Origin of the sequence: Acetivibrio mesophilus, assembly GCF_004102745.1 — a bacterium.
In the GTDB taxonomy this organism is placed as follows: domain Bacteria; phylum Bacillota; class Clostridia; order Acetivibrionales; family Acetivibrionaceae; genus Hungateiclostridium; species Hungateiclostridium mesophilum.
Genome location: NZ_RLII01000005.1, coordinates 51681 through 76343 on the forward strand (window position 1 = coordinate 51681; position 24663 = coordinate 76343).

A 24663-nucleotide genomic window follows, 5' to 3' on the forward strand; every position below is an offset into this window, starting at 1 on the left:
ATAGATGTATTCTTTTATGCAGAGAGAGCAAACATTATACAAAGGCCCAAAGCGGCGTAGGTTCTAATGTACCTAGAATTTATGCTGTGCAACATATCTAGACAGGAGAGATGAAAAGTGATGAAAATATGTATTTTAGATGCAAAGACTCTTGGGGAAGATGTTGATTTGTCGGTGTTTAAACAGTTCGGTTCAGTGGAGATTTATGCGGAAACAAAGCCTTATGAAGTAATTGAAAGGATTAATGATGTTGATATTGTTATTACAAACAAAGTTGTGCTCAAGGAAGAAACCCTTAATCATGCCCAAAAACTGAAGCTGATTTGCGTAGCTGCAACAGGAACCAATAACATTGATCTTGACTATGCTGCAAAGAAGCAGATTGCCGTAACAAATGTAGCCGGTTACTCAACTATGAGTGTTTTGCAGCATACTTTTGCGATGCTGTTTTATCTAATGGAAAGCCTCCCTTATTACGATAAGTATGTAAAGTCAGGAGAATATGCAAAGAGCAGTATTTTTACTCATCACGGAAGACCCTTTCATGAGCTCTCCGGTAAGACTTGGGGTATCATAGGATTGGGGGCTATTGGGAAAACCGTGGCCAATGCGGCAGAGGCTTTTGGATGCAGGGTTGTTTACTATTCAACCTCGGGGAAAAACAATAATACGCAGTATGAAAGGGTTGAACTGGATAGCTTGCTAGAGGAGTCCGACATTGTATCCATTCATGCACCTTTAAACAATGAAACAAAGGGGTTGATTGACTATACGCGCATGGGGCTAATGAAAAAAAGAGCCATAATACTGAACCTTGGACGCGGAGGCATCATAAAGGAGGACGATCTGGCGAGGGCATTGGATGAAGGCTTGATTAGAGGAGCAGCTCTTGATGTTCTCGAAAGCGAGCCTATAAATGGTGACAATCCTTTGCTGAAGATAAAGAATAGTGATAGGCTCTTTATAACTCCTCATATTGCGTGGGCAAGTATTGAAGCAAGAAGAAGACTTGTTGATGAGATAGCATTGAATATTGAGGCCTTTATACATGAAAAAGAGCGCAACAGAATATGTTAATGATATTTTTGCTTTAAAAAATTCTAATATGCAAATAAAAGCTTGGGACATCGAGTCTCTTTGCTTTTGTCTCTTTCATTTCATTTCAAGAGGCCAAAAGAAAAGAAGCAGCTTCGGGATTGAAGCCGCTTCTTTAGTCTTTACGGTACTATTCATCTCTGTAGCTGTAATTATTTCCGTTAAAGAACAAAAGTAAAAATACCAGTATGAAGAACAATATTTCGCTATTGTCTCCAAAAAATCCAAAGCCTCTTCCTTCTGACATGATTAATCCTCCTTTCTGATGCTCTGTCGGTTATAAATTTGGATAATATTGACAAAACCATAACCTTTGCAGAATAAAATAAAAATGCAAGAATGAGAAACAGAAATTCACTATTTTCTCCAAAGACCCCTACAGAGAACTTGGAGATAGTATAGCCTCCTTTTTACAGGTCAATATATAATATTCATGCCTTAAGCAATTTGTTACTATTTGAAATTAAATACTATTATCTATACTTAAGTCCATGTTTTTTATTTAAAAAAGCAAACAGTGTGGTATAATATTTCAAGTATTGCTATTAGCGGATTTAATATAAATTAAGCCAAAATATATATAATTGATTTTACAAACGGAGGTTTTTATATGATGTTACTGGCAGATGACTGGAAGGATTATGAACTTATAGATACAGGCAATGGGGAAAAGCTTGAAAGATGGGGGAAGTATGTACTAAGAAGACCTGATCCGCAGATTATATGGCCTATCAGGGATGAAAAGGGTCTTTGGAAAAAGGCAGATGCCCATTATCACAGAAGTCAAAGCGGAGGCGGCAATTGGGAGTTCAAAAAGAAGCTCCCCGAAAGGTGGGAAATATCTTACCAAGGCTTGTCCTTTTACATTGAACCTACAGGATTTAAGCATACGGGCCTTTTCCCGGAACAGGCAGTCAACTGGAAATGGATGATTGATAAAATACGTTCTGCATCTAGAAAGATTAACGTGCTGAACCTTTTTGCCTATACCGGAGGTGCTACCGTTGCTTGTGCCTATGCAAATGCTTCGGTGTGTCACGTCGATGCTGCAAAAGGGATGGTACAGTGGGCGAAGGAGAACCTTTCTTTATCAGGACTGGGGGATAGAAGTGTTAGATTTATTACTGATGATGTAATAAAGTTTGTGCAGAGGGAAAAACGCCGGGGGCATCAGTACGATGCCATAATTATGGATCCTCCATCCTATGGCAGAGGTCCTCGGGGAGAAATATGGAAGATAGAAGATGCACTTTACGGATTTGTCGAGGAGTGCATTGATGTCCTGTCGCCTAAACCTCTATTTTTCCTCATAAATTCATATACCACAGGTTTTTCACCTACGGTTGTCTCCAATATACTGAAAATGACGGTGGGCAAAAAATTTGGAGGTGTGGTTAGCTGCGGTGAAGTTGGGATACCTGCTTCAGCCTCCGGTATTGTTCTTCCATGTGGCATTTATGGTCGTTGGGAGGCAGAGAAGAAATGAGTTGCGGCGAAGATAAAGGCATTGTTGTAATTTTTGAGGACAATCATCTACTAGTGGTAAAAAAGCCGGTTAATATTCCGACCCAGAAGGATGAGTCCAACGACAGCGACATGCTCACCCTGCTTAAAGAAGACATAAAGTGTAGATACAACAAGCCCGGAAATGTCTACCTTGGTCTTGTTCACAGGCTTGACCGTCCGGTGGGAGGAGTAATGGTCTTCGCCAAAACGTCAAAGGCTGCATCAAGACTTTCGGACCAGGTGCGCACAAGACAATTTAAAAAAGTGTATCTGGCAGTAGTTCATGGTATTCTCAATAAGTCTGAAGGAAGGCTGGAGGATTATCTGCTAAAGGATACCAGGAATAATGTGGTGAGCGTTGTCAAGGAAGGTACACCGGGCAGTAAGTTGGCGATTTTGGATTACAAGGTTCTGGGGATGCATAATGATTTTAGTTTGATTAAGGTCAATTTGCACACGGGGCGTTCCCACCAGATTAGAGTCCAACTGGCAAATGCCGGACACCCTTTATACGGTGACCAGAAATATGGGCAGAGCGTAAACAAACCCGGACAGCAGATAGCTTTGTGGTCAAATGAGATTGCCCTTGTACATCCGGTATTAAAAGAAGAGATGGTTTTCACATGCGAAACTCCCGGAAGTGAACCATGGAATTGGTTTGATGTAAACTGATTTGATTACTGCTAAAAAGGTGAAGGAATATATTTCCCTTTGACTTTTTTACCAAATTTGGACCTGTATTTTTGAGACAATTATCTATTATGTGTATTGTTTACCGTATCGATGGATAAATAATATAATATATTAAAAGCAATAAAGGATCTTTTTGTGCACCAATAATTATACCAAATTATTATGGGAGGATACTATGAAAAAAACAAAAGTTCTTTTTGCATCTTCGGAAGTAGAACCTTTTGCAAAAACTGGAGGCCTTGCGGATGTGGCAGCTTCTTTGCCAAAGGCTCTATGCGGTCTTGGGCATGATGTAAGGGTTATAATGCCAAAATACAAGAATATACCCATGCAGTATGTTGAGAAAATGGAGAAGATAGGTGAAATAGGTATTTATGTATCTTGGAGACAGCAATACTGCGGAATTTTAAAGCTGGAAATGGACAAAGTTACATATTATTTTATCGATAATGAGTACTATTTCGGAAGAGACGGTTATTACGGGTACTTCGATGAAGCAGAACGTTTTGCATTCTTTTGTAAAGCTCTGCTGGAGATACTGCCTGTAATTGATTTTAAGCCGGATATAATTCATTGCAATGATTGGCAGACCGGAGTGGTGAGTCTTTTCCTTAATGCATGGTATAGGAATTCAGATTTTTATAGGGATATAAAGACGGTATTTACAATACACAACCTGAAATATCAGGGAGTATTCCCAAAGGAGGTTTTAGGGGAAGTTTTAGGAGTCTCTTGGGAATATTTCCATGCTGACGGAATAGAGTTTTTCGATAAGGTGAATTATCTTAAAGCAGGTCTTGTTTATTCAAATATAATAACAACGGTAAGTAAAACCTATGCGGAGGAAATAAAGTCTGACTTTTTCGGTGAAAATTTAAACAATGTGTTGAACAAAAGGTCCAATGACCTTTATGGGATATTAAACGGCATAGACATGGAGAGAAATGACCCGGCCGTTGATGATAGAATCTTCGCAAACTATTCAAAGGATAACCTTGAGGGCAAGCTGACAAACAAGCAAATGCTTCAAAAAAGCTTGGGACTCCAGGAAAGAATTGATATTCCGCTGATAGGTCTAATATCAAGGTTGGTTGATCAAAAGGGATTTGACCTGATTGATTGTGTAATGGATGAAATTTTAAAGATGGATATTCAATTTGTATTGCTTGGGGCAGGAGAATATCGATATGAGCAGATGTTCAAGTATTATCAGGAAAAGTACCCGGGGAAAATTTCAGTAAACCTGAAATATGACGCCCTCCTGTCTCAAAGGATATATGCAGGCGCGGATATGTTCCTTATGCCTTCTCTTTTTGAGCCCTGCGGATTAAGCCAAATGTTCAGCTTAAGATACGGTACAATACCTATAGTCAGGGAGACAGGGGGACTTAAGGACACTATAGCACCTTACAATGATATCACCCATGAAGGAAATGGCTTTACTTTTTCAAGATATAATGCCCATGACATGCTTTATGCCATCAAGGAGGCTGTTCATTTCTACTATCACAGGGCAACATGGACACATTTGATGAAAAAAGGCATGTCCATCGATTTTAGTTGGGAAAAGTCTGCGAAAGAATATCTCGATGTATATAAAAAGCTGGTTGCAAATTAGAGTATTGACAAAGGGCTATTGGAGTTTTCCAATAGCCCTTAAGTTATATTGTAGCCGGAAAGATACTAAGGTATTATTGCTTATTCGAGGATAGCCTCGATTTTATCGAGTACTTCATCGGAAAGCTTTATTCCCGAGGCCTTAACATTTTCTTCAACCTGTTCGGGTTTGCTGGCTCCAATTAGGGCACTTGAAATATTGGGATGTCTCAAAACCCATGCAATAGCCAACTGGGAAAGAGAAATACCCAACTCATCCGCCAATGTCTTAAGCTTCTCCACCTTCAACAGTTTCTCTTCCTTAAGTAAATTGTCCATAAACATATTAGAGTTGGGGTCGGCTGCACGACTGTCCGAAGGAATATTGCCGCCGGGCTTGTACTTGCCGGTAAGCACTCCTTGGGCAAGGGGTGAGAAAACAACCTGAGAAATTCCATTCTTTTCTCCGAAGGGAATAACTTCTTCTTCTATATATCTGTAAAGCATACTGTATTGAGGCTGGTTTACAACTATCCGGTCTAAAAGATAACGGTCAGCAATATGCAGTGCTTGTGCCATCTGAGTTGCTGTCCACTCGCTTACTCCGACGTAAAGTATTTTCCCCTGACGCAAAAGATCATCTATAGTTCTTAGGGTTTCCTCCAGCGGAGTTTCGGGATCGTATCTATGACAATAAAAAAGATCTATATAGTTAACGTTCAGTCTCTTCAGACTGGCATGAACCTGTTCAAAGACGTGTTTTCTTGACAGACCTTTATCGTTGGGGCCTGTACCCATTGGCCAGAATGCCTTGGTTGCGAGTACATAAGATTCGCGAGGATATTTCTTTAGAGCTTCTCCGACAATGACTTCCGCTTTTCCATTGGCATAGACATTGGCAGTGTCAAAGTAATTGATTCCGAGAGAATAAGCCGTGTCTATGACTTTGGTTGCTATTTCCTTGTCTGTGGAATTACCATAGGTCAGCCAACTCCCTAAGCTGATTTCACTGATATTAAGTCCGGTACGTCCCATTTTTCTGTAATTCATCTCTTGTGCCCTCCCATCGATTTTTGTGCTTGATTATATTACTAATAGTATACCATTCTATTTGTATATTTAACACAAAGCTTAATTATTGTGTGTCTGCTTAAAGAAGGTGATGCCATGATAAAAGTGTAATGTTAATTATCAGATATTTATTGCGACCTATATAGGTAAAGTATATACTTAAGATGAATGAAAGTAGGATGGAGGGATTATATGACTGATTTTAATATCAATGAATTGATGCTTGCATTTGATTCATTGTGTGTGTATAGAAATTTGCTTAATGACGGTGTAATAAAGAAGTTATACGAACTTGGAGTACTGGTTTGCAGGAAACAGCCTGGGGCTGATGAATTTATAAGAAAATATAATGAGTTCTTCTTTGAGCTGACAAGCTCAAACACAATACAATCCTTGAAGGAGTATGTAATAAAGCTGATACTTTTTGATGAAAACCCTTTCTCACGGCAAGCGGAGAAGTTACCCCTAGATAGTATTGATGAAATAATGATTGATGCGACTTCGAAGGATCTGGACAGACTCTATGATATATCACGTATTACATCCCAGCAGCTTAAAGAATATGCTCTGGCGAATATCTGCACATGCGAGGGTGAAAAGAGGTTTATAAGTAGTCTTCCAGCATGGGAATTTGATAATAAACGTGAGTATGGACCAAAGAGATCGTCCCTTAATTTCGAGAAAATGATTGATGTTCTTGCAACAAGCAGTAAGTGGGGAGAATGTGTCAAGAACCTTTCGGAGTTCTATTTCACTAACGGTTCTGGAATTTTTGCTCGCTATAATGCTTTTGTATGGGAGCCGATAGGAGGAGAACCAAGCCTTAGAGGTATTGAATCTCCTGACCCGATTCGCCTATCTGATTTTATCGGATATGAGCAGGAACGCCTTGAAGTAATAGAGAACACAGAAAAGTTTGTTAAGGGATTGCCTGCAAATAATGTTTTGCTTTATGGAGACAGAGGAACAGGGAAATCTTCAACCGTAAAGGCTATTGCAAATGAATATAGAGAACAGGGCCTTAGAATCATTGAGATACCAAGAAAGTATCTTGTGGATTTTCCTGCGGTATTAAGGCTGATTAAAGGTAGAAAGTGTAGATTCATTATTTTTGTTGACGATCTGGCTTTTGAAGATAGTGAGGAGAGCTATACAGTTCTCAAGTCAGTACTTGAAGGAGGAGTTGAAAACAGACCGGATAATGTACTTATATATGCCACTTCCAACAGACGTCATCTTATTAAAGAGAAGTTTAGTGACAGGGCAGGCTTTAGGTCTGATAACCCCGACGATGAGGTCAGAGCTCAGGACATACTGCAGGAAAAGCTTTCTCTTTCAGAAAGGTTTGGAATTACCGTTATTTTTTCATCACCGGATAAAAAACGGTTTTTAGAGATTGTCGAAGGTCTTGCGGCTAAAAGAGGCATTAGCATCGATAGAGATAAGCTTCAAAAAGAGGCAATGAAATGGGAGCTTATGTACAACGGACGGTCGGCAAGGACTGCAAGGCAGTTTGTTGACTGGTTGGAAGGCAGTGAGAATTTAATAAAGTGATTTATATCACATAGTTCTATGTGATCAATTAACAAAACAGACAAAATAAAATTGAGTATATTGATATTAGTAAATTTGTCTGTATTATATTAATAAGGTGTTGAAAAAGCGAAATAAATAGTTGATTTTCTAAGTCAAAAACTAACTTATTATATGCAATGAATACCGTGGCAGGGCTAGACTTCCATGATATTCATTGTTTTTTTTAGGGAAATTTGAGTAAGCGATATATTCAAATATTTGTACAATATTACCTAAAAGAACCTTGATAATAGTGTGATTTTAATTTAAAATAATAGGTGACTTTGATAAATTCGTAACAATGATTATAAAGTAAGCATTATAAAGCAATCTAAATATTTAAATAGAAGGAGAAGTGGAATTATGAGCAAAATTAAAATGAAAGTGCCGTTGGTCGAGATAGACGGAGATGAAATGACCCGAATTATATGGAAAATGATAAAGGAAAATCTCTTAGAGCCATATATAGAGCTCAATACCGAATACTACGATTTGGGGCTTGAAAACAGGGACAAGACCGACGATCAGGTTACAATCGATTCTGCAAAAGCTATTCAGAAATATGGTGTAGGGGTTAAATGTGCCACTATTACTCCTAATGCTCAGAGGGTTGAAGAATACAACTTAAAGCAAATGTGGAAGAGTCCTAACGGTACAATTAGGGCAATTCTTGATGGTACGGTTTTCCGTTCACCGATAGTTGTAAATAGCATAAAGCCCTTTGTTAAGGGATGGAAGAAGCCAATTTCCATTGCAAGACATGCTTATGGCGATGTATATAAGAATGTTGAATATTATGTACCGTCGGCAGGAAAGGCTGAACTTGTGTTTACATCTGAAAATGGAGAGGTTTCAAGACAGACCATTCATGATTTTAATGACTGTGGTGTGATAATGGGTATGCACAATACCGACAAATCCATTAAGAGCTTTGCGAGAGCTTGCTTTAACTATGCTCTTGACATGAATCAGGATCTCTGGTTCTCAACCAAGGATACAATTTCAAAGATATATGACCACAGATTCAAAGACATATTCCAAGAAATCTACGATACTGAATACAAGGAAAAATTTGAGGCTAAAAACATAGAGTATTTCTATACATTAATAGATGATGTGGTGGCACGTATTATAAGATCGGAAGGCGGCATGGTTTGGGCATGCAAGAACTATGACGGTGATGTTATGTCCGATATGGTGGCTTCTGCCTTTGGAAGTCTTGCCATGATGACATCCGTACTGGTTTCACCCGATGGAAAATATGAGTTTGAGGCAGCTCATGGAACTGTTACAAGACACTATTACAAGCATCTTAAGGGAGAAGAGACATCTACCAACTCAATGGCAACTTTATTTGCATGGACAGGTGCATTAAAGAAGCGTGGAGAGCTGGATGGCATAGAGGAGCTTGTTGATTTTGCAACTAAGCTCGAAGAGGCATCTATTCAAACAATAGAAAACGGTATAATGACAAAGGACCTTGCTTCGCTGTCAGAAGTTGCAGAAAAGAAAATAGTTAATACGGAGGATTTCCTAAAAGAAATCAGGAAGACTTTTGAAGGTATGGCATAAATAATATTGCTATTAGTAGGATTGTTAACCCGGTACGGTATAATTGAAGCCATACCGGGTTATTTTATTGCAATATATATACTATTAGATATACTCTTATATATATGGGGTACCAGATTATGAAAAACATGAAAATGATATTACAATACGATGGAAGTAGATACCAGGGGTGGCAGAGACTCGGGGACTCTGACAGAACAATTCAGGGCAAGATTGAGAAAGTTCTAAGTGTAATGACTGGGGAAGATATAGAGGTTATTGGCTCGGGAAGGACCGATGCAGGGGTCCATGCCATAAGACAGGTGGCCAATTTCCATACTGAAAGCAGTATGGTTCCGGAAGCTATGCTCGATTACTGTTACAGGTACCTTCCCGAGGATATTGTGGTCCTGGATATGCAAGAAGTGGATAAAATGTTTCATTCCAGATATAATGCGAAAGCAAAAAAGTATCTTTATAGGATATGGAATGACAGATTCCACAATCCATTTTACAGAAAGTACGCCTGTCATATACCTAATTGTCTGGATATTGATTCAATGAGACAGGCGGCCCGATTTTTAATTGGAGAGCACGACTATACTAGCTTTACGACTCTAAAAAGCAAAAAGAAGTCCAAGGTAAGAAGGGTTTATTCCATTGACATAGAGATAAAGGACAAAATAATTGATATAATATTTTATGGAAATGGATTCCTGTACAATATGGTTAGAATTATGACAGGAACATTGATTGAAGTTGGTCTTGGAAAAATAAGCCCTGATGCTATGGAGAATATACTAAGTGGCAAAGATAGAAGTCTTGCCGGATATACTGCACCATCAAACGGGCTTTTCCTATATGAGGTGGAGTATTGAGAGTTTTTTTGAGAGAAAAAAGTTAATTTATTTTATCTTAAAAGGGGGATAAATGTGCTGGATCCTGTGTACACAATTCTAATTGTAGATGACAACGAAAATAATTTGTTTTCATTGAGATCTCTTATCGAAGAACATATAAATGCAGATGTAAAAGAAGCAAATTCGGGAGAAAAGGCATTAAAAATTCTATTCAAAGACAGGGTAGATCTTATTATACTTGACATCCAAATGGAGGGAATGGATGGCTTTGAACTGGCTTCGATAATAAAGAACAGAAAAAGGACAAGCAGTATACCTATAGTTTTTTTGACAGCTTCCTATATTGGTGATGAGTTTCAAAGCCGGGGCTTTGAAATTGGTGCTGTGGATTATTTAACAAAGCCTATTGACGAATACCAGCTTATTAATAGAATTAATGTCTACCTGAAGCTCATAGAAAAAGAGAGGACAATGAATTTAGTACTTGAAAAAAGGGTAAGAGAACAGACAGAAGAGCTAAGGGCTGCAAAGGAGGCAGCAGAGGCGGCAAACGAAGCAAAGAGCATTTTTCTTGCAAATATATCTCATGAACTGAGAACTCCTCTTAATATACTGTACAGCACAACGCAAATAATTAATTCATACCTGAAGGATGACCGGATGCTGGACAGAGAAAAAATTCGCAGCAAGATTGCGATGCAGCAGCAAAATTGCCATCGTTTGCTGAGGCTGGTTAATAATCTTATCGATATTACCAAGATAGATTCGGGCTATTTTGAACTGGAATTATCCCGGCTAAATATAGTTGAGATAGTTGAAAATGTTTCTTTATTGGTTGTGGAATATGCGAGGAACAAAGGAGTATCCCTGATATTTGATACCGATGTGGAAGAAAAGTTTGTATCCTGTGATCAGAATGCAATAGAGCGAATAATATTAAATCTTCTATCTAATGCAATAAAGTTTACACCTCGAGGGGGGTCTATAAATGTAGAGGTGAAGGACTGCGGCATGACTGTTGCGATAAGCGTAAAAGATACCGGAATAGGAATCAGTGAGGATAAACTGGAAGTAATTTTTGAAAGGTTTAAGCAGGTAGACAATCTTTTGACCAGGAAAAATGAAGGAAGCGGTATAGGCCTAAGTCTGGTTAAGTCCCTGATAGAGATGCATGGCGGAAGCGTTAGGGTAAAGAGCGAATATGGCAAGGGGAGCGAATTTATAGTCGAGATTCCTGCAGACTTAGCGGGCACGGACACTCCTTTGGGAGATGTGACGGATAAAAGAGAAGAAAGTGAAAAAATTCATCATAATGTACATATAGAATTTTCTGACATTTACTATTAAGACGTATATCGGCACACATCCAATGAATTTTCGGGGAGGTATTATTAATGAAACTGCTAAGGCATATAACTATTCAGCACAGAATGTGGGGATTATTTGCAGTTTGGCTCATATTGTTCATTGTTTTTGCAGTGGCTGCTTATTCCAATATAAATGAAATCGGACAAGTATCCAAAGACATCTACACCCAATCGATGAGCACATCAAATGCCGTTAGAGAAGCAAGGGTTGGAATAATAAAGATTCAAAGAGGCATAAGAGAGCTTTTGCTGCTTGATAATGTTGATAATATCTATTATGAATTGATTAAAATCAAAGAATTGGATAATGAGGTTTTGCAGAACTTTGATACAATACGGGTCAATTCCGAATATAATGGGGAAATAACTCAGCTTGTAAATGAAGCAACGGAGATATTTGACGAGTGGAGAAAGACTCGTGATGACATTGTGGCTTTGATACTGGAGAATAGGCATACGGAAAAAATACAAATACTTACTGCCGAAAACAATGAATTTGCCGAAGAATTGGAAAAACGTCTTGATAGACTGGACAAGATTGAAGAAGGTGCGGCACTGAGTCTTATAAACCGATCTGCACAAATACAGACGTACCATAAAAACAGTATATTCTATTGGACCGGCATAATAGTGCTTATTTCGGTTGTTTTGTTTACTATTGTGATAAGAAGCATAATATGGCCTATTTCATATTTGCAGCATGTAATGCGCACCAGCGCAAATACCAGAGAATTGATAGAGGCAGATCTTATCGGAAAAAATGAATTGGTTAACATGGCTAATTACTACAACAAGCTTGTCAGAAACTTAAAGGAGCAATTCTGGATGAAAGACAGCTGTAACACGCTAAATGAAGAACTTGCTGGTAAATTCGATCTCACGGAGCTTACAGGCAAAGCGATAACATATCTGGCAAGTGTTATGGAGGCGGGAAACGGGGTGCTCTATCTTTATAATGATGAGGATAAGAAGCTGTATTTGAATTCATCCTATGCCTTTACCGAGAGGGATCGATTGTCAAATCAGTATGAGCTGGGAGAAGGAATCATAGGTCAGGTAGCTCTTGAGAGAAAGCCAATTCTTTTAAAAAATGTAAAAAGGCAAGAAGCTCTGGTTACTACAGGTACTGTCAGCGAAGCACCTCTTAATGTTTATGCCATGCCACTATTATATCAGGATCACCTTTACGGTGTATTGGAGCTGTCTTCTTTTGAGCCTTTTGTAGAATTAAAACAGGAATTAATGAACGAAGCTGCCAGGATTATATCTACATATCTATATACTGCAGTGCAAAATAATAGGATTGTAAACCTCTTGAAAATTACAGAGGCTGCCAAACAAGATGCAGGAAGGAAAGCGAGTGACCTGGAAGAGGCCAACAGGGCATTGGAAGAACAGCAAATCCTTCTGCAAAAGCAGACTGAGGAGCTTCAGCAGACCAATACCAGGCTTGAAGAACAGCAGCAGAAGCTTCAACAGCAAAGTGAGGAACTGCAGCAGACTAATTCCCAGCTTGAGGAGCAGCAGCTGCTTCTTGAGGAGCAGGCGAGGCTGCTGAATACCAAGAATATGGATCTTGAAAAGACAACCCGGGAGCTTAGAGTAAGGTCTGAAGAATTGGAAAAGGTCAATAAATACAGGACGGAATTCTTGGCCAATATGTCCCATGAGCTAAGGACGCCGCTTAACTCAATTATTCTCCTTTCTAAAATGCTTATACGGAAGGAGATAAGTGAGCTTAACGAAAAGGATAAGGAAAAGATCGAAGTAATTAATAAAGCGGGCCAGGAGCTTTTACGGCTGATTAATGATGTACTGGACCTCTCGAAGGTTGAATCGGGTAAAATGGATTTGAATGTTTTTACTTTCCATTCTAGTGAACTGATAGAGGACTTGAGACAGATGTTCGAAAGCTCCGCAAAAGAGAAAAATATTTCTTTTGTAGTGGAGGATTCGATAAATTCCATGTTGGTAGGTGACAGAGATAAAATCTCTCAGATACTAAGGAACTTTCTTTCCAACTCATTTAAATTTACTGCGGAGGGTTCTATAACCTTAAGGGCAGTGAAGGATGAGAATATAGAAGGAGGTGCTTTGTTTTCAGTAACCGATACAGGAATTGGTATTTCTGAGGAACACCTTTCCGTTATATTTCAGGAGTTTCAACAGGTGGATGGGACAATATCAAGAAAGTATGGGGGAACCGGGCTTGGGCTATCCATATCAAAGAAGCTAGCGTCCCTTATGAAAGGAGAAATAGAGGTCAGTAGCAAGGTTGGAGAGGGAAGCACATTCTCCCTCAAATTACCTGGTCTTATTTACACAAAAAAGAGCGATGGGGATAGCATGACAATAAAGCAAGGTGGAAATAAGAAAATTCCAAAGGCACCGAAGAACGGCAAGGCCATATTAATTATTGAAGATGATGCGGATTTTGCAAAGTACATAAAAGAGATAAATGAGAGTATGGGATTTAATACCCTCATGGCAAGCAGCGGTAAAGAAGGCTTGGAGTTGGCCAAAATCATCAGGGTGGATGGAATTCTACTGGATATTATGCTTCCCGATATGAGTGGAGTTGAAGTGCTCAGGGAGCTTAAGAGTACCGATGAGCTAAAAAAGATACCTGTGCATGTGATTTCTGCCCTTGAAGATGATAATGTTTTACAAATTATGGCTTATTTATTAAACTATTCCAAAAAGAATCCTAGAGATATTCTGATTTTTGGCGGTGATGCAGTCTGGCAGAATACGATAAGGAAGCTCTTTAAAGAAAAGGATATAAAGGCAAAAGTGGTGTCTACAGAGAATCGGGCCAAAATTGAGCTTAAAAACGAAATATATGACGCTGTCATTATGAATATGGAATTAAAAGATTGGGACGGGATAAATATTTGCAGGTATATAGCTGAGCAACATGTGGATATTCCACTGATTGTTTACGCAGAAAAAGACCTTTCACAAGAACAGGAAGATGAAATAAGAAGATATGCAGATAGAATAATTATCAAGACAGCAAATTCAGAGGAAAGGCTGCAGGATGAGCTGACTGTTTTTCTACAGGCGATTAAAGAAAACATCGACAATAGCTGCTACCTATTTTCAAAAATGAAGAGGGAGTATGCATTAAGCCTAAAGGAAAAGAACATTATGATTGTTGATGATGACCATAGAAATGTTTTTGTTTTGGCATCTGCTCTTGAAGATTATGGAGCTAATATTGTAGCTGCAGAAAACGGCAAGGTGGCTCTTGAATTGCTGAGGACTCAGAAAGTGGATTTAATATTGATGGATATCATGATGCCGGTAATGGACGGGTATGAGACCATGAGAGCGATTAGGGGCGATAGTGAGCTTAGAGATATTCCTATTATCGCAGTTACAGCCAAATCCCTTAAAGCTGACAGGGAAAAGTGTATTGAGGCTGGAGCGGATGACTATATTTCAAAGCCTGTAGATTATGACGTGCTGATACGTCTTATAAAAGCTTGGATAGCTAAATAGATTATAATAAAAATTTATATTCTTAATTTCATTTTTAATATTTTACTATTGGGGTGCAGTTGTTTGAATATTCATAGGGCAAAAGAAGGACAGATAATGCATATTTCAGTCATGGGGGAATTGGATTCGAAAGCTGAGGCAGACAGACTGTTAGAGTGCATTCATGAAAGTGGCAGATATGAAATACATATTACCTTTTTAGATGCAAATATTGTTACACGGGATATTGTTGAAAGAATAATGAAGATGCAGGAGGATAATAGATGCAAGGTATTTGTGCTTAAAGCATACTTATATTCATATTTTCTGTCTCTTGGTATAAAATGTTTTTTGGTAAAGAAAAAATCCCTATTAAATAAGACTTATCAGAGTAATGAAAAATTAAACTGTCAGGATTTTGAGCCGGAACAGGTGGAAGATTTTCTGAGGGACATTTACGATAAGTATGGATATGACTTTACAGAGTATCGGAAGGATAGTATAATAAGACGAATAAAAATATCAATGCTAAGATACTGCATGACATGCTTTGAGGAATTCAGAGAGCGGGTTCTCAACGATCAGGACGTATTTGAACAGCTTTTTTTGGATTTTTCTATCAATACTACGAATTTCTTCAGGGATCCTGAAGTTTTTACATTCCTTAAAGAGAGTGTATTGCTTCGTTTGGATTCCTATTCTCATATTAAGATATGGAGCGTTGGTTGCTCCAACGGGAAGGAGCCGTATTCCCTTGCAATGATTCTGAAGGAATTGGGTATTCTTCACAAGGTGCAGATTTACGCCACCGACATAAATCCCTACGTTATTGAGGAGGCAAAGAACGGTCTTTATTCCATTAGTACAATAGATGACGATATTGACAACTATAAAAAAGCAGGGGGAGCAAAAGACTTTACCGACTATTTTGATATTACCTGCAACTATATGAAGATTAAGGACGAGCTAAAAGAGAATATTTTGTTTTTTCAGCACAGTGTAATTGAAAAGGGGATCCTCAATGAATTTCAGATGATTCTTTGCAGAAATTTAATGATTTATTTTGACATAGTCTTGCAAAAGAAAGTGCTTCGGCATTTTTACAATTCACTGGATGATGGGGGATTTCTGATAATGGGCAAGAGTGAAGGTATGCTTCTTAATAACGGATATGAGCATTTTGTCGATTACAATGAAAAACACAAGGTTTTTAGAAGAAAGAACTTATCTTTTATTAATCATGAAAGTCCATATAATGGAAAAGGTTGAGTCTAATGAGTGAATGCAAAAAGGAATTAAAGATAGCGGTAAGGAATCTGGTCGAGTTTGTGCTGCGAACAGGTGATATTGACAGCTCTTTTGGCGGCAGCAACAGGGCTGCTGAAGGTACAAGACTTCATAAAAAAATACAGAAGGCCCAGGGCAAAGAGTATAGTTCGGAAGTTTTCCTAAAGACCACTATTGAATTTGACGATTTTTTTCTTACTGTTGAAGGAAGGGCGGATGGTGTAATAAATGAGGACGGCTGTTTTACGATTGACGAGATAAAAACAACAGCAGTACCTTTGGAATCAATAGATGAGTTTTACAATCCTCTGCACTGGGCACAGGCAAAATGCTATGCATATATTCAGGCAGTAAATGAAAATTTGGACAATATAAAAGTAAGGCTTACCTATTGTCATTTGGATACGGAAGAAATAAAATACCTGGTTGAAGAGTTCAGTTTTGCACAGTTGAAACAGTTTTTTGATGAACTCGTTGAAAAATATCATGTATGGGCAAGACTTGCGTTTGATTGGCAGATTAAGAGGGACAGCTCAATCAAAGACCTTGTGTTTCCTTTTGAGAAATATAGAAAGGGTCAAAGAAAGCTTGCTGTAGCTGTTTACAAGACCATTACAGAGGGTAAAAAACTTTATGTAAAGGCACCTACGGGTATTGGAAAAACTATTTCAACCTTGTTTCCGGCAGTTAAGGCTATGGGGGAAGGACATACCTCAAAAATTTTTTACCTTACAGCAAAGACCATTACAGGAGGTGTCGCTAAAGAAGCTTTTGCAAAAATGAGGGAAAAGGGTCTTTTGCTTAAGACGGTGACTCTCACTGCAAAGGAAAAAATATGTTTTATGGAAAAATCTGCATGCAAGCCGGAAAAATGCGAGTTTGCTAGAGGGCATTTTGATAGAGTAAATGAAGCAATAATGGATATACTTACTAGGGAAGATGAAATTAAAAGAGAAGTTATAGAGCAATATGCAAAGGAGCACAGAGTTTGTCCCTTTGAGTTTGCATTGGATCTTACCCTCTGGGCTGATGCTATAATTTGCGACTATAATTATGTGTTTGACCCGAAGGTATACTTAAAAAGGTTTTTCTCCGATGCGGGCGGTGACTATACTTTTCTGGTTGATGAGGCCCACAACCTTGTGGACAGGGCAAGAGAAATGTTTTCGGCACAGCTTTCGAAAAAGGAATTTCTTAAGTTGAAGAAAGCAATGAAAGAGGAGAGTCCTAAAATATCCAAAACACTGAATAAACTTAATACATTTATGCTGACAATGAAAAAGCTCTGTGCCGATAACGATTATTATGTGAGTAAAGAAGAACAAAGTGAAATATATCTGCTTTTAAGAAGACTCATTGGTGAATGTGAAGAATACTTGGCGGAAAAGGCGAAAAGCGGCGTTGAAAATGAAGATCTTCTCCAACTCTACTTTGATGTACTTATGTATATTAAGATATCCGAGCTCTATGATGATAGGTATGTTACCTTTGTGGAGAAATCCGATAACGATGTTATAATAAAGCTTTTTTGCCTTGACCCTTCCCATCTCTTGAGTGAAGCTCTAAAAAGAGGAAAGGCTGCGGTTTTCTTTTCAGCTACGCTACTGCCTTTGGACTATTTCAAGGAGATATTGGGGGGCGGGCCGGATGACTATACAATGTATTTGAATTCACCTTTTGAAGTGAATAACAGGTGTCTCATGATAGCCGACAGGATATCTACCCGGTATCAGGATAGAGACAAAAGCTGCAATGAGGTTGTACAGTGCATAAAGTCTACTGTTCAAGCCAAAAAGGGAAATTACATTGCTTTTTTCCCGTCGTACCAGTATATGAACATGATTTATGAATTGGTTGAAAAAGAATGCAGCGATATAAGGGTTTATGTTCAGTCAGCTTCCATGGCGGAAAAGGAAAGAGAGGATTTTCTTGAACATTTTAAGGCTGATCCTGAAGAAACAGTGCTGGGTTTTTGCGTATTGGGAGGAATTTTTTCTGAAGGAATTGACCTTAAGGATGACAGGCTGATAGGGGCAATTATTGTGGGAGTGGGCCTTCCTCAAATATGCTATGAAAGGAATATAATAAGGGATTATTACCGGAATAAAAACCGGCTTGGGTTTGAATATTCATATATGTATCCCGGAATGAACAAAGTTATGCAGGCAGCAGGGAGGGTTATAAGGTCGGAAGATGACAAGGGGGTAATACTTTTAATTGATGACAGGTTTACAAATCCAAGTTATCTTGCACTTTTTCCCAATGAATGGTTCCCCTATGTCAGGGTAGCAGGGAGTAATATATCAGAGAATATAAAAAAGTTTTGGAATGGACATGGGGGTTGAAAGAGAAGGTTTTATTGGTATAATCAAAGTAAACAGATTGGTATTATGATTTTTGGAGGCGATTGGATATGGAAGAAGTAAAAATTAGTTTTCTGGGTTTTGGGAATGTTGGAACCGGTGCTTATAAAATTATTCGCGATAATGGAAAAGATATTTTGCTAAGTGAAGGAGTTGGACTCAAAGTAGCAAAAATTCTTGTACGGGATATTAATAAGAAAAGAGATATAGAATTGGAGCATTCAATTCTGACGGATAAATTTGAAGAAATCGCCAATGATCCTGAAATCTCTATTGTTGCTGAATTCATGGGAGGTGTAGAGCCAGCCAAAGATTATATTGTGTCCTGCCTTATGAATAAGAAGACGGTGGTTACGGCAAATAAGGAGCTTATTGCAAAGCATGGCCTGGAGCTCCAAACGGTTGCCCGGGAAAATGGAGTGGGACTGTATTATGAAGCGAGCGTGGCAGGTGGCGTTCCGGTTATCAAGATTCTTGCAGAGTCGCTTCAGGCAAACAAGATTGGCGAGATTATGGGGATTATTAACGGTACCACCAATTATATACTGACGAAGATGTCGGAAGAGGGCAGAGATTTCAGTGATGTACTTTCAGAGGCACAAAAGCTTGGGTTTGCAGAACCGGATCCAACTGCTGACATAGAGGGTTTTGATGCGATGTATAAAATTTGCATATTGTCCTCCATGGCCTTTCATAAGCGGGTAGATGTCAACAATATTTACAGGGAAGGGATTACTAAAATTACGACAGAAGATATTGAATATGGTAGGGAGTTGGGATTTGCAATCCGCCTTCTTGCTATTGCCAAAAAGCGCAACAACACCGTCGAAGTAAGAGTTCATCCCACATTCATACCTGTTGATCATCCTTTGGCTGCCGTCCGGCATTCCTTTAATGCAGTATTCTTAAAGGGAGATGCAGTGGGAAATATAATGCTGTATGGCAAAGGTGCAGGGGACCTTCCTACGGGAAGTGCAATTGTATCGGATATAATTACTGCATATCATCAGAGAAGCAAACACAGGTATATAAGCTTTTATAACGACGAAGGCTCTGCCGAAAAACTAAAATTCAACGATGATTGGGAAAGTGAATTCTTTGTTAGACTTACAGTAAAGGATAAGCCCGGTGTTCTTGCCAAAATTGCCGGATACTTTGGTAAATATGGAGTGAGCATAGCATCGGTAATCCAGAAGGACAGGGGAAAGGATGCTGTTCCGCTGATATTTGTGACTCATTTGGCCAAGGAGCTTTCCATGAAAAAGGCTATATCCGATATTGCAAAGGAAGAGGATGTATTAATGGTTGAAAACATCATACCTGTAGAGCGTTAATAAAGCTATAAATAGAGAAAGTATCCCTGGGGCGAGGGATACTTCTAGAAGTGGTAAATTAAACTGTAGGTATTAAATCTACAGTTGTTAGCAGAATTTAATAACCTTATTATGTTATACCTTAGCTGTCTTTCTATTAATACTAATTCGTAAGTTTTTCTGTTTTTATTGTCATAAAAAATTTTTTTTTTAAAAAATTTGCATTTTTTTTATGAAACCTGTACTTTTATATTACTTTAATACTAATTATTTAACTTTTCACGGAACTGGTTGCTGTCAATAATTGGTGACTGACAGGTGAAGTTTTCGCAAATATAAGCTGTGGTTTTGCCTTCAACTGCAGTGTAATTATCAATAAAAGGAACCAGTTCTTTTATATCCTTATGCTCTTCCGAATACAAAATTGATGTTGTAAAGGGTCTAAAATCTTCGCTTATAATATTTAGCATGTTTTGGGTATCCTTGTGACTATCTCCCACCAGAACAACTTCTTTTGTTTTGGATTGCGAGAAAAGCATTGCTGTTAGGAAAAATGCATATCCCCTTGGCATACTGCCAACTTTGCTTCCAAAAAGGGAAAACATCTGATGCGCTTTTTCTTCCAGCTCTTGCTGTCCGGTCAGACGGGCAAGTCTTAGAAAGTTTAGGACTGCGACCGAATTACCGGAGGGAGTGGCTCCGTCATATATTTCCTTTGGTCTGGTAATTAGTTGCTCATTGTCGCTACCATATATGAAAAGTCCACCTTTTTCATTATCCCAGAAATACTTAATCAGGTCATTGTTTAGCTTTAGGGCTTTTTTGAGATACTGTGGCCTGTAAGTTGTCTCATATAGTTCAATAAGTCCCCAGACTAAGAAGGCATAGTCATCGACATATGCTAAAAATGCAGCTTCCCCGTCTCTATAGCGCGCCAAAAGTCTTCCGTCGGACCTTACAAGTCTGGAGAATATAAATTCTGCAGCTTTTTCAGCGGCAAGGGAATATTTCTCAATACCTAGAACCCTCCCTCCAATTGCCATGGCAGCTATCATAAGACCGTTCCAGGAAGTAAGAATTTTATCATCCTTGTGAGGATGCACCCTTTTTTCTCTGTATTCAAAAAGTTTTTGTCTGCATGATTCAGCAAATTCCATGTCTTCGTCAGATATTGTGCTGTTTATGAGGTTTAGAATATTAAGGCCTTCAAAATTCCCTTCCTCAGTGATGTTATAATATTTACAGTACTTTTCTCCATCACTGTCTCCCAGTATTTCTTTTATTTCATCAGGAGACCAGACATAAAATTTTCCCTCTTCACCCTCGGAGTCTGCATCTTCGGCGCTGTAGAATCCGCCTTCCGGTGAAGTCATATCCCTTAGCACATAAGTAAAGATTTGCTTTGCAATATCGGCATATTTCTCATCCCTTGTTGCCTGATAGGTCTCAAGATAGGCTATAGCCAGTAATGCATTATCGTACAGCATTTTTTCAAAATGGGGCACAAGCCATTTTTTGTCAGTGGAATAGCGGCTGAAGCCAAAGCCTATGTGGTCGTATATTCCGCCACTATACATAGAATTAAGAGTCTTTTCCACCATGTTGAGAGCGTACTCATCTTTGGTTTTATGCCAGTATCTCAGCAGAAAATACAGGTTGTGGGGAGTGGGGAATTTGGGAGCGCTTCCAAAACCTCCATGAATGTTGTCAAAGTCATATTTGAACTGTGAAAAAGCATCTTCAAAAATGTCCTCTGAAATTTCATCAATTGAATTATAGGAGCCATCATCAATTGACTCACTGATTGCATTGACTATCTGGGTACTGAATCTATCGAGAGCATCTTTTTCATTTACCCAAGTGTCGTGTACGCTGTTAAGGATGGATACAAGTCCGCGCATTCCCATACGGTCTTTCTTTGGGAAGTACGTTCCGGCAAAGAAAGGCCTTTTGTCAGGGGCCATAATAATAGTTAGCGGCCAACCGCCATGTCCTGTCAGTGCCTGACAAGCGGTCATGTATATATTGTCTATATCCGGGCGCTCTTCTCGGTCCACCTTAATGCAAATAAAGTTTTTGTTTAGAATGTCGGCAACTTCTTCATCTTCAAAGGATTCCCTCTCCATTACATGGCACCAGTGGCAGGTGGAATAGCCGATAGAGAGGAAGATAGGCTTATCTTCCGACTTAGCCTTTTCAAAGGCTTCATCACACCAAGGATACCAGTTTACGGGGTTATGTGCATGTTGCAAGAGGTATGGGGATTTCTCATGGATTAGTCTATTGGCTTGTTTATTAGTTGACATGTGAGCATCACCTTCCTTTCATAATTTGGTTTTTATAGTAAAGTATTATTTTTATTTACCACCAAATTATTATTTGAAAGAAAGTAATTATATATTCAATTTGAAAATTTGAGAAAAGGAATGTACTACTTTTTCTTTTTCTTCCATTCATCAAGCCACATTCTATTCCCAAGACCATTAACTGTATTTTCCTTTGAGTATTTTTTTATAACAGCTAATGCCCTTTTTTCCAAACTGTTTGAATAGTTCATATATTCAAGGATATGATGTGCAACCCAAATATCTATCCTATTAGTAGTAGTGTTAAGTAGGGTAGAAAAGTCTTCTATCCTTTCAGGATATTTTTCATTAATAAGCTTGGCAATACCTATCATGGTAGTTACAGCTTTATTACCCTTTTTGACAGAACTTTTGTCAGCATAATCAATGTCATAATGTATTTTTGCACATTCCAAATATGTATCAACTATCTCCTCATATGTATCAGGAAATTTCATTGAAACTCTCCTCCTTACTCATAAAACTGGTTAATAAAAATCTTATGCTTAGGCTTAAAGTTTATTTTGATAATGCTATTTGGGCTAGTTATCATTATTTTTGACTCATCCTTTTTATCAGAGAGTATTTCCATTGTCTCAATGTTGCTAATATCTAAAGCAGAAATCAGTTCATTACTCCCTGATAGGGTGACAGAAACTTTCATTGTATGATGGACGAATGCTAACACAAAAATCTTCATTATTCTGATTTGAAAACTTGTATGTTGCTTCATTACAAAAGTATGGTACTCCAGTATCTAATAATGTTGGCTCACATTCAAACAAGGATATAAGTGAAATATCATCTGGTATTTCAAAAGCTTTCCTCCTTACATATTCAATACTATAGGCTCTTTGATTAGATTTCACTATGAGTAAATGTATAAATCAAAATCAATTTCTGCTGTTATTTCATTAAGAAACCTAATAGTGCCAGTATCTATATACATTGCAGGATTTTCGTTATTGTTAATATTAATGACAACACAAAATCTATACTCAATATCCAAGGTGTTCTTTAGTTCTAATAACTCGCAGGTTTTTGGAGTCAGGACACTTAGGATTGCCTTTAACTGGTAATTGATATCGAGGGACTCTTCATATTCAGTACTTATAGACCAGAGAGTATATTTCCTATACAAGTCTTTGCCCTTGATTTGCTCTCCCTTTATCCAAACCTCAGTAGGATTTATTTTTAGTTTCTGTGTTACAATATCTGGATTAAAGGCGTCTCCAATTATATTGAACTCAACCTTTGCATTTGTTTTATCTATTTCAAAAACATTCTTGCTCATAGACACTTCCTTTTAATCATGTATTTTGTAAGCAATATTTCAATATCATCTTGATTTAAAACTGCACCATAACAGCAATTATTAATAAAAATCAGTCCACCTAATTTTGCACCTTTAATATCAATACTCTCAACAGAACAACCTTCAATAGAAGCATTAGTTAAATCTGCATTACAGAAGATACATGTTTTGATATTGGAGTTTATAAATTTTTAGTTATGCAGATTTGAGTTTGAGAAATCAATAGTCAGCATGCATTCCTCAAAGATTACATCCATTAGATTAAAGTTTTTTAACTTCCATCATCAACAGCTGCCCTGTAAAAAATTTTCTCACCATTTTCAATTTTAGATATCAACTCAATTATTGATAAATCATGTGCAATAATCATTTGTAAACCTCTAGTAAACATTTTTCGCAATTGCATATAATCTTTATTTCCATAATAATCTCTCTAAACTCAAATTTTATGGGTATGAGGCTACCATCAAACCTTACCAGTTTATGACTATTGTTTGTGCAAAGAAATATATCTAAATTTTTTCTTTGATTTTTTTGATATATAACTATTTACAAACTTTGTTAAGATGATAATATCTTATCATTATGTTCCACGAATTCAAGCAAAAATTATAAAGCTGTTATTAGCTATCTTCGTATATCATCCAATAAAACGATGGGTTTCTAAATCAAGTGAAATATTACTCGTTATGTTGACGGGCAAACGTATGTTTGGTATGATTTTCATGTTAATATTCTTGTGAGATAGGAGAGATAAAAATGATTAAAAGAATGCCTACCCATTGTGGAGATGATACTTGCCCTTCATGTGTGGTTGCAGGGGATTATATATTTCTTGCACATCATGCTGGTGGATTTGACAAGGATGATATTGAATATCAGATGGAAGCATGCTTCAATAGCTTAAAAAACACTTTGCAGTTTGTTGGTGCGTCTTTGGATGATATGGTTCAGATTAATTTGTACCTGAAGAATATTGAGGATTTCAGGAAGGCAAGAGATGTTTTTTATAAACATTTTGAGAATGGTTTTCCCGCAAGAATGACAACAACGACAAACTTTGTGGACTCTTCTTGCTTATGTATGATGGATGGAATAGCATATAAGAAATTTTGATCAATCATGATATTGACCGATAGATAATATTGTATTAAAATTCTATTAATATCTAACTCGAAAGGGGAATTGGAGTATGCCAGTTGTTCTTAACTAAACAATTTAATATTGCATCTGATAAAAGAGT

Annotated in this window: 17 protein-coding genes; 13 read left to right on the top strand and 4 right to left on the bottom strand. The window is 37.9% G+C overall.

What is annotated here, in order from left to right:
- Nucleotides 1-117: 117 nt before the first annotated feature.
- The 4 genes from EFD62_RS06160 (at nucleotide 118) to glgA (ending at nucleotide 4912) form a co-directional block, all read left to right on the top strand.
- A complete protein-coding gene (locus EFD62_RS06160; protein ID WP_069194193.1) occupies nucleotides 118-1077 on the top strand; it encodes a D-2-hydroxyacid dehydrogenase in 960 nt (319 codons plus the stop codon).
- Nucleotides 1078-1708: 631 nt separating this feature from the next.
- Entirely contained in the window at nucleotides 1709-2581 is an 873-nt protein-coding gene (locus EFD62_RS06165) for a class I SAM-dependent methyltransferase (RefSeq protein ID WP_069196288.1), read from the top strand.
- Complete coding sequence (locus EFD62_RS06170; RefSeq protein WP_128705868.1) at nucleotides 2578-3273, top strand: RluA family pseudouridine synthase; 696 nt, start codon at nucleotides 2578-2580, stop codon at nucleotides 3271-3273. The genes EFD62_RS06165 and EFD62_RS06170 overlap by 4 nt, the downstream gene beginning before the upstream one ends.
- 196 nt (nucleotides 3274-3469) lie before the next feature.
- On the top strand, nucleotides 3470-4912 hold the full coding sequence (glgA, locus tag EFD62_RS06175; RefSeq protein WP_069194191.1) for a glycogen synthase GlgA: 1443 nt from the start codon (nucleotides 3470-3472) through the stop codon (nucleotides 4910-4912).
- Between the two features lie 80 nt (nucleotides 4913-4992).
- On the opposite strand, the gene EFD62_RS06180 is transcribed toward glgA, so the two are convergent.
- Nucleotides 4993-5940, bottom strand: coding sequence for an aldo/keto reductase family protein (locus EFD62_RS06180; protein WP_128705869.1), 948 nt, complete (start codon nucleotides 5938-5940; stop codon nucleotides 4993-4995).
- Between the two features lie 213 nt (nucleotides 5941-6153).
- Here EFD62_RS06180 and EFD62_RS06185 point away from each other — a divergent pair, with 213 nt between their 5' ends.
- The 8 genes from EFD62_RS06185 to EFD62_RS06220 all read left to right on the top strand — a co-directional run bounded on the left by EFD62_RS06185 (nucleotide 6154) and on the right by EFD62_RS06220 (nucleotide 19781).
- The gene (locus EFD62_RS06185) at nucleotides 6154-7515 is read left to right on the top strand and encodes an ATP-binding protein (protein WP_128705870.1); all 1362 of its coding nucleotides are present in this window, start codon (nucleotides 6154-6156) and stop codon (nucleotides 7513-7515) included.
- Nucleotides 7516-7899: 384 nt separating this feature from the next.
- On the top strand, nucleotides 7900-9108 hold the full coding sequence (locus tag EFD62_RS06190; RefSeq protein WP_069194188.1) for an NADP-dependent isocitrate dehydrogenase: 1209 nt from the start codon (nucleotides 7900-7902) through the stop codon (nucleotides 9106-9108).
- Between the two features lie 119 nt (nucleotides 9109-9227).
- The gene (gene truA / locus EFD62_RS06195; RefSeq protein WP_069194187.1) at nucleotides 9228-9965 is read left to right on the top strand and encodes a tRNA pseudouridine(38-40) synthase TruA; all 738 of its coding nucleotides are present in this window, start codon (nucleotides 9228-9230) and stop codon (nucleotides 9963-9965) included.
- 54 nt (nucleotides 9966-10019) lie between these two features.
- On the top strand, nucleotides 10020-11294 hold the full coding sequence (locus EFD62_RS06200; protein ID WP_128705871.1) for a hybrid sensor histidine kinase/response regulator: 1275 nt from the start codon (nucleotides 10020-10022) through the stop codon (nucleotides 11292-11294).
- Nucleotides 11295-11341: 47 nt separating this feature from the next.
- Nucleotides 11342-14818, top strand: a complete 3477-nt coding sequence (locus EFD62_RS06205; RefSeq protein ID WP_128705872.1) for a response regulator — start codon at nucleotides 11342-11344, stop codon at nucleotides 14816-14818.
- 96 nt (nucleotides 14819-14914) lie between these two features.
- The gene (locus EFD62_RS06210) at nucleotides 14915-16066 is read left to right on the top strand and encodes a CheR family methyltransferase (protein WP_069196287.1); all 1152 of its coding nucleotides are present in this window, start codon (nucleotides 14915-14917) and stop codon (nucleotides 16064-16066) included.
- A gap of 5 nt (nucleotides 16067-16071) precedes the next feature.
- A complete protein-coding gene (locus EFD62_RS06215; RefSeq protein WP_069194184.1) occupies nucleotides 16072-18429 on the top strand; it encodes an ATP-dependent DNA helicase in 2358 nt (785 codons plus the stop codon).
- 68 nt (nucleotides 18430-18497) lie between these two features.
- Complete coding sequence (locus EFD62_RS06220) at nucleotides 18498-19781, top strand: homoserine dehydrogenase (RefSeq protein WP_069194183.1); 1284 nt, start codon at nucleotides 18498-18500, stop codon at nucleotides 19779-19781.
- Nucleotides 19782-20023: 242 nt separating this feature from the next.
- On the opposite strand, the gene EFD62_RS06225 is transcribed toward EFD62_RS06220, so the two are convergent.
- The 3 genes from EFD62_RS06225 to EFD62_RS06240 form a co-directional block, all read right to left on the bottom strand.
- Nucleotides 20024-22066, bottom strand: coding sequence for a thioredoxin domain-containing protein (locus EFD62_RS06225; protein ID WP_128705873.1), 2043 nt, complete (start codon nucleotides 22064-22066; stop codon nucleotides 20024-20026).
- A 125-nt stretch (nucleotides 22067-22191) separates the two neighbouring features.
- The gene (locus EFD62_RS06230; RefSeq protein ID WP_069194181.1) at nucleotides 22192-22563 is read right to left on the bottom strand and encodes a hypothetical protein; all 372 of its coding nucleotides are present in this window, start codon (nucleotides 22561-22563) and stop codon (nucleotides 22192-22194) included.
- 410 nt (nucleotides 22564-22973) lie between these two features.
- Nucleotides 22974-23399 carry a DUF4279 domain-containing protein gene (locus EFD62_RS06240; protein ID WP_069194179.1) on the bottom strand — a complete coding sequence of 142 codons (426 nt, stop codon included), beginning with the start codon at nucleotides 23397-23399 and terminating at the stop codon, nucleotides 22974-22976.
- 780 nt (nucleotides 23400-24179) lie between these two features.
- Here EFD62_RS06240 and EFD62_RS06245 point away from each other — a divergent pair.
- Entirely contained in the window at nucleotides 24180-24536 is a 357-nt protein-coding gene (locus tag EFD62_RS06245) for a RidA family protein (RefSeq protein WP_069194178.1), read from the top strand.
- Nucleotides 24537-24663: the final 127 nt, after the last annotated feature.

Bases quoted from the DNA above. Each gene is read 5' to 3' on its own strand.
- EFD62_RS06165 (WP_069196288.1), top strand. From the start codon at position 1,709: ATGTTACTGGCAGATGACTGGAAGGATTATGAACTTATAGATACAGGC.
- EFD62_RS06230 (WP_069194181.1), bottom strand. From the start codon at position 22,563: ATGAAATTTCCTGATACATATGAGGAGATAGTTGATACATATTTGGAA.
- EFD62_RS06225 (WP_128705873.1), bottom strand. From the start codon at position 22,066: ATGTCAACTAATAAACAAGCCAATAGACTAATCCATGAGAAATCCCCA.
- EFD62_RS06185 (WP_128705870.1), top strand. From the start codon at position 6,154: ATGACTGATTTTAATATCAATGAATTGATGCTTGCATTTGATTCATTG.
- EFD62_RS06210 (WP_069196287.1), top strand. From the start codon at position 14,915: ATGCATATTTCAGTCATGGGGGAATTGGATTCGAAAGCTGAGGCAGAC.
- EFD62_RS06245 (WP_069194178.1), top strand. From the start codon at position 24,180: ATGATTAAAAGAATGCCTACCCATTGTGGAGATGATACTTGCCCTTCA.
- EFD62_RS06180 (WP_128705869.1), bottom strand. From the start codon at position 5,940: ATGAATTACAGAAAAATGGGACGTACCGGACTTAATATCAGTGAAATC.
- EFD62_RS06205 (WP_128705872.1), top strand. From the start codon at position 11,342: ATGAAACTGCTAAGGCATATAACTATTCAGCACAGAATGTGGGGATTA.
- EFD62_RS06190 (WP_069194188.1), top strand. From the start codon at position 7,900: ATGAGCAAAATTAAAATGAAAGTGCCGTTGGTCGAGATAGACGGAGAT.
- truA (WP_069194187.1), top strand. From the start codon at position 9,228: ATGAAAAACATGAAAATGATATTACAATACGATGGAAGTAGATACCAG.
- glgA (WP_069194191.1), top strand. From the start codon at position 3,470: ATGAAAAAAACAAAAGTTCTTTTTGCATCTTCGGAAGTAGAACCTTTT.
- EFD62_RS06240 (WP_069194179.1), bottom strand. From the start codon at position 23,399: ATGAGCAAGAATGTTTTTGAAATAGATAAAACAAATGCAAAGGTTGAG.
- EFD62_RS06220 (WP_069194183.1), top strand. From the start codon at position 18,498: ATGGAAGAAGTAAAAATTAGTTTTCTGGGTTTTGGGAATGTTGGAACC.
- EFD62_RS06215 (WP_069194184.1), top strand. From the start codon at position 16,072: ATGAGTGAATGCAAAAAGGAATTAAAGATAGCGGTAAGGAATCTGGTC.
- EFD62_RS06170 (WP_128705868.1), top strand. From the start codon at position 2,578: ATGAGTTGCGGCGAAGATAAAGGCATTGTTGTAATTTTTGAGGACAAT.